A 5,748-nucleotide genomic window follows, 5' to 3' on the forward strand; every position below is an offset into this window, starting at 1 on the left:
CCTCCGTCTTTACCTGCTCCGCCGGCACCTTGAGCTGCGCAAGCGCCGCCTTCACCGCGTCCATCATCGGCGGCGGGCCGCACAGGTGAACGCGCCTGCTGGCGATTTCGGGAACGGAAGCGGCGATGAAATCGGCCGTCAAATAACCGGAAGGCCCGGCCCAGTCGGTCCCTTCGGGCTTTGCGACGATGGAGACGATGTGAAGCTTGTGGTGGCGCCGCGCCAGATAGTCGCATTCCTCGCGAAAGATCAGATCCGTCGGCGTGTTGACACCGTAGAGGAGGTAGATGTCGTGTTCATAGGAGCGGTCCGTCAGGCTGCGCAGCACACTCATCATCGGTGTGATGCCGACTCCGCCGGCGATCAGGACGATCCCCTCGGCTTCCTTGCCGGTGAAGAAGAACCGGCCCGCGGGCGCCGCAATCTCGAGAAGGTCGCCCGTAGCGGCATGATCATGGAGATGGCGCGATTCCAGCCCATATTGTTCGCGCTTGATCGTGAGCTCGATATAGTCGCGCTGTGTGGGCGACGACGAGATCGTGTAGGATCGTCGGACCTTCTGGCCTTCGATCTCCGAGGTGATCGAGGCATATTGGCCGGGCAGGAACGTGAACGGCATCGGCCCGCGGTTCGGTTCCATGAGCCGGAACGTCTTGACGCTCGGGGTCTCGTCGAAGATCGCGGTGATCCGCAGGACGCCTTTCCACAGGCGCGGCGCTGCCGGCGTGGCGCTGCCGGGCGTAGCTGCGCCTGCAGGAGCAGCGGGCGCCGGCACGATGGGGGCCGGGGCCGGAGAGGTGGCCGGAGAGGTGGCCGGACTGGCCGGTGGTGTAGCCCCGCCTGGTGCGAGCCGCTCCACCAAGCTTGCGATGCGGCGCAGCCGCGCCCATCGGAGTAGCAGCGCCGCAACCAGAGCCGCCGCCAGCAGCGCCATCGCGATCAGGTGCCACCAGGAAAGGCCCGCCAGCTCGTTTCCGTATGCCATCTGGTCGCTGACGGCAAAACCCGACTGGGTCTTGAACCAGCTCAGGGCAATCTGCCGGGGAGGGCGGCCCTCTTCGAGGCCCCTGAGCGCGCCTGCTCCGCTGTCCGCGAGTGCGAGGCCTTCGCGGGCGCCCCTGATCGCATCCTGGGCTCCTTTCGTGTCGTTCGACATGAGAGCGTGGTGAAGCCGGGCTTGCTCCGCGGTCAGGACCTCGGCGCCCGACCCCAGGCGGGCGAGAGCCGCGGCGCGTACCGTCCGTCGTGCCTCATCGGTCAGGACGGGCCAGTCCATCAGCGAGGGGTAGAAGGGTTTGGCGCCGCCGTTTCCACAGCATCCCGCCGGTCCCGCGCCCATTTTGGTACCCGGCGACGGCACCATCATCCCTTTCATCATCGCCGCCATGGGATCGGCAGCTTTCGCCGCGGCCGGAGCTGCTGCCCCCATCACGTTGCCCGCTGGCATCGCCGCTGGCGCGGCGGCTCCGCCCGCTGGATGATGCGACGCGTGCTCTGACTCGGCCATCTGCGCCGACGCTGGCGGTGATCCGGAGATCATCGCCAGCGCGAGTGCGATACCGCTCGTCCTCAAAGCCCGCGATAGCTTGAGGCCGGTGATGTTGTTGTGAGGGCGCGTCACCTGAGGACTTCCTTACATGTCATCCTTCATGGGCATCGGCTTGTCCGCGGGCATCGGCGCCGGCTTCGCGGTGGCGGGTTTCGCATGGCGGCGGTGCGGGGCTGCCTTGTGCTTGGCCATCGGCATCTTCTTCATGCCGCAGCATCCGGCCTTCTTTGCCATCGGAGGCATGGCCGCAGGCATCTTGTCGTCCTGCATCGGCATGCCGGCCATGCCTGGCATCGCGTCGTGCTTCTCCATGCCGCCTGCCGGCATCGACCCGTTGGCGGAGGGCGCAGACTGGGTCGACGGATGGCCGGTGGTTTGCCCCTGGGCCGAGGCGATGGCGGGCGACAGCACGATTGCACCCCCTAGGGCGAGCGCGCGCAAGCGGGAAGAACGCGTCATGATCATGATCAATACTCCATTGCTATGACCGGCCGAACATCCGGCTGGCAACGGCCCCGAGGGACCACAAATCGATTTTCGCCAATATACGTAGTTTCCTGTTTCCCCGGCGTTGTCGCCCGGGCGCCCGGAGCCGGCGCCGATGCTCAATCATCGCGCGGGGTTCCCGTCGCCCGCTGCCAGGGCCAACGACCCTTGATCTCGACCTCTAGCGAGAAACTCAGGAAGGTTCGTATCAGCACAATGCCGGCAAGGACCGCGAGACTGCTAAGCGTTGGCTGGATCGCGATAGTGTTGATGATGTCGGCCGCAACCAGGAATTCGAGTCCGAGAAGAATGGCTTCACCGAGGCTCGACCTGAAGTTGCCGACGACATGTTGGTCGATCGGACCTTTCAGGGATTGCTGCAGGAATCTGATCAGCGAAGAACCGGCGCCCACGACGATGATCGCCGTCCCGGTGACTTCGATGGCACGCGTGATCCAGTGGATGCCCTCCACAATGAGGCTCTCGGTCATCACGGACACCTGTGCATCACGTGGCGAACTCTGCGACCTCCCAATGCGACGAGGCGATCGGGTTCGCGTTCGATGATCACCATGCGTTTGTCAGGCCGCCCCGGGGCGACTGTCTCTGGCCGCGCCAGGGAATAAAAGATGATGTCACCGCGTTCGTACCACGTCCCGGTGGCCTGCGGTGCACGGTCGGGCAAACTGATCTCATTATAAGATCCATCCGCCCGGAACTCCCAGGCTGTACCGGTCTTGCACCCGGACCGGGCGTCGAATGACCAGATACCGATGAGATCCGTCTTCGAGCCCAAATGCTGACCGGGCAGATGCTCGGCAACAGAAGGCTGGGCCAGGCCGCCAACCGCAGCGATAACAGCCAAGGCTAAACTTGCTCGGCTGAGGAGCGCGCGCGCTTGGCGCCGACTTGCCCAAAGCAGCAGTAAACCCAAACGCTGCAAAACAGGTCTCATATGGACGCCTTCACTGCGCGGGCGGCATGAGGGTCGCCGTCGCCAGGTGGGCTTCCCCTGGGAATGCTCGCGAGATGCGCGAGGATCGGGCAATCCGCGATGGGAATGTCGATCGAGCATTGGGCGGACAGGGCGGACAGGGCGGTCTTGATGCGGGTCAGATCATCGATACGGGTGGTCGCTTCATTTATCTTGCTCTCGGTGATGGCCAGGACATCGGCAGTTGTCGCGGTGTCGGACGCGCGCAAATCGAGCAGGCTTCCGATTTCGCGAAGCGTGAAACCCAGCTGCTGCCCCTTGCGAATGAACCGCACGCGCTCGAGATCGGCGTCGCCATAGGTGCGGTAACCGGCAGAAGACCGGGCGGGCGGAGGAAGCAGACCGTTGCGCTCGTAATAGCGGATGGTATCGGGACGGATGCCGAGCGCACGCGACAGCTTTCCGATCGTGAAATATGTCATGGCGCGTCTCCGTTGCCGCGACCATTCGAAAGGTCGCGGCATTATTCCTTCGAATTGGTCTTGCTCAGGTCGGGCAGTGCCGGGGTTTTCAGCCTGCTCGGCTTACATATCCTTCATCGGGGCGGACTGACTGTTGTCGGGCGTGCTCGTAGGCGGGGCGCCATTGGGCATCATCGGCCCACCCCGGCGCATGTCGCTGTGGTCCATATCCTGACGGTGGCGCTCATCCATATCGGCCGCCGTGTTGTCGGTCCCGACAGAGTCCGTGGCGGCGGCGGTGTCGTTTTCAAGAGCGCCGGGCGCGCTTGCAGAGGCATTGGAGGCAGCCTGGTTTTGCGTGCCGTCCGTCTTCTTGCCGCACGCAGCAAGCGTTCCGAGAAGCGCAAGGGCTGTGAGCCCCGAGACGATCTTCCCGGACGTATTCGTGAGGTGAGTCTTCATGATGTGTCTCCGAATGAGAGTGAGCGGTCGAACGCAAATCCCGTCGGACGAGCTTGATAAGCGTGCTCGACCGACAGATCAGGGTGTCATTGCTGCTTGAGAATCTGCAGGCAGCGATCGTGCGAGAGATTCATCGGGTTGCGCCCCTGTCCCTTCATCTCGTTGTGATCATGGGGCGTCGCGAGACCCATATTGTCTTCCATGGCCTTGCAGCTCGCGATCTGCGCGCTAGTCGGCGGAAGGGTCGCGCAAGCGCCGAGCAGCGCCAGTGGTAGCAATCCCAGCGAGATAGAGTATTTCATGTTCAGTCCTTCCCTGTGCAGGTGGTGTGGTCCTCTCCCACGGACATTTGTTCTGGCTGATCTGCGGCCAATTGAGACAGCCGCCCGTCCCGAACCAGAAAGAGGATCGGGCAAGGGTCGCTTTCGGCTTCGTGCGAGGGCGCTTCACCCAGCTGCTCAAGGCCTGTTTCGATAAGCTTGAGCTGTTCCACCCTGACCAGTGCTTCGCGCAGTTTGACCCGCGTGACGGCGAGGATATCCGACCCGGCGAGGGCGTCTCCGGCCCGCACCAGCAGGAGCGCGTGCGTTTCGGTGAGGGTGTAACCGAGCCCCTGTGCAGCGCGAACGAACTTGATGCGTTCGACGTCTGCAGGATGATAGACGCGGTATCCTGCACTGGTCCGTTGCGGAGCGGGGAGCAGGCCGGTGCGCTCATAATAACGTATGGTGTCCTTTCGAACGCCGGCAGCCTCGGCCAGCTCACCGATTCTAAGCCGTGACATGGCAAGTCTCGGAGGCACAGTGCCGCTTGGACCTAGGTCCAGGGTCAAGAGAAATATTTGGACGTCGGTCGATCATCGCCGCTCTCCTGTCCGCTCAAAGGCCGCGCGACTTTTCGTCGCTTGCGGCCGCCATCAGGCATCATGGGGAGCGGCAAGCCCCTCCCCGGCACGCCCTTATTTCTTGCGGAGCTCGACGATGTCGTGAACTGCGGGAGCGCCGTCGGCGACGCTCACATGCGCAAAATGGTCGTCAAATATATGATCGACCCTGACGTGGCCGATGAGGTCTCGGCGATAAGCGGGGCCGCTTCCTTTGTAGCCGGAGCCGGGCAGCGTCTTCACGCGATAGACGTCAAGCACCTGTCCGACTGTCGCGCCATCTGCTTTGCCGACACACACGATCGTTCCGGTCGTGTCCTTGCCGATGATCGATCCACGCATAAAAAAGCTGTGGCCGATGCCGGTCGCCAGAGCGGGGACCGCGCCGGCGAGGGCGATACTCGCCATGGCCATCGATATTGACTTCTTGAAGCGCATCTCGATTCCTTTCAATTCATGTCTCGTGCACCCAGGCCGGTGTTCGTCGCTTGGTTGCGAGCGATCGTGCCGGTCTCGTTCTGCAGCGAGGTGGCGTTGATGGTGGGGACGGCGGTCGCCGTCCCCGCTGCCGACTTATTTCCTGCGGAGTTCGACGATGTCGTGGACCTTCGGCGTGCCGTCGGCGATGCTCACATGCGCGAAATGGTCATCGAAAATGTGATCGATCTTGACGTGCCCGACGGCCACGCGCCGGAAGCCCGCGCCGGGGGTCTTCGAAGGTCCAGGTGTGCTTTCCACACGGTAGACCTCGAGGACCTGGCCTACGGTCGCGCCGTCGGCCTTACCCACACAAACGACCGTTCCGGTCGTGTCCTTGCCGACGATCGATCCACGCATGAAAAAGCTGTGGCCGATGCCCTGGGCGTAGGTAGGCGCGGCGCCGAGCACGGCGAGGCCTGCAAGCGCGATGGTGATCTTCTTCTTGAGCAACATGGTGGAAGCCTCCTTGGCTGAGTTTACAAGACCCGCCGAG

The 5,748-nt window shown here is 63.3% G+C and carries 10 protein-coding genes; all 10 read right to left on the bottom strand.

The window, feature by feature from the left end:
- Positions 1 to 1,621 (bottom strand): ferredoxin reductase (locus Q1V57_RS12495; protein ID WP_300531369.1); only part of this gene is annotated, 1,621 nt, incomplete at its 3' end.
- A 12-nt stretch (positions 1,622 to 1,633) separates the two neighbouring features.
- Complete coding sequence (locus tag Q1V57_RS12500) at positions 1,634 to 2,014, bottom strand: hypothetical protein (RefSeq protein WP_024018504.1); 381 nt, start codon at positions 2,012 to 2,014, stop codon at positions 1,634 to 1,636.
- A 140-nt stretch (positions 2,015 to 2,154) separates the two neighbouring features.
- On the bottom strand, positions 2,155 to 2,526 hold the full coding sequence (locus tag Q1V57_RS12505; protein WP_024018505.1) for a DUF1622 domain-containing protein: 372 nt from the start codon (positions 2,524 to 2,526) through the stop codon (positions 2,155 to 2,157).
- Positions 2,526 to 2,900 (bottom strand): hypothetical protein, encoded by a 375-nt coding sequence (locus tag Q1V57_RS12510; protein ID WP_024018506.1) that lies wholly within the window; start codon positions 2,898 to 2,900, stop codon positions 2,526 to 2,528. Before Q1V57_RS12510 ends, Q1V57_RS12505 begins: the two co-directional genes overlap by 1 nt.
- An 86-nt stretch (positions 2,901 to 2,986) precedes the next feature.
- Complete coding sequence (locus tag Q1V57_RS12515) at positions 2,987 to 3,451, bottom strand: heavy metal-responsive transcriptional regulator (protein ID WP_024018507.1); 465 nt, start codon at positions 3,449 to 3,451, stop codon at positions 2,987 to 2,989.
- A gap of 102 nt (positions 3,452 to 3,553) precedes the next feature.
- On the bottom strand, positions 3,554 to 3,892 hold the full coding sequence (locus Q1V57_RS12520; RefSeq protein ID WP_024018508.1) for a hypothetical protein: 339 nt from the start codon (positions 3,890 to 3,892) through the stop codon (positions 3,554 to 3,556).
- Positions 3,893 to 3,978: 86 nt separating this feature from the next.
- Positions 3,979 to 4,194, bottom strand: coding sequence for a hypothetical protein (locus tag Q1V57_RS12525; protein WP_024018509.1), 216 nt, complete (start codon positions 4,192 to 4,194; stop codon positions 3,979 to 3,981).
- Positions 4,195 to 4,196: 2 nt separating this feature from the next.
- On the bottom strand, positions 4,197 to 4,676 hold the full coding sequence (locus Q1V57_RS12530) for a MerR family transcriptional regulator (protein ID WP_082679233.1): 480 nt from the start codon (positions 4,674 to 4,676) through the stop codon (positions 4,197 to 4,199).
- Between the two features lie 174 nt (positions 4,677 to 4,850).
- Entirely contained in the window at positions 4,851 to 5,213 is a 363-nt protein-coding gene (locus Q1V57_RS12535) for a hypothetical protein (protein ID WP_024018511.1), read from the bottom strand.
- 135 nt (positions 5,214 to 5,348) lie between these two features.
- Positions 5,349 to 5,708 carry a hypothetical protein gene (locus Q1V57_RS12540; protein WP_024018512.1) on the bottom strand — a complete coding sequence of 120 codons (360 nt, stop codon included), beginning with the start codon at positions 5,706 to 5,708 and terminating at the stop codon, positions 5,349 to 5,351.
- Between the last annotated feature and the right edge of the window lie 40 nt (positions 5,709 to 5,748).

Origin of the sequence: Maricaulis sp. (genome assembly GCF_030149425.1) — a bacterium.
In the GTDB taxonomy this organism is placed as follows: Bacteria; Pseudomonadota; Alphaproteobacteria; order Caulobacterales; family Maricaulaceae; genus Maricaulis.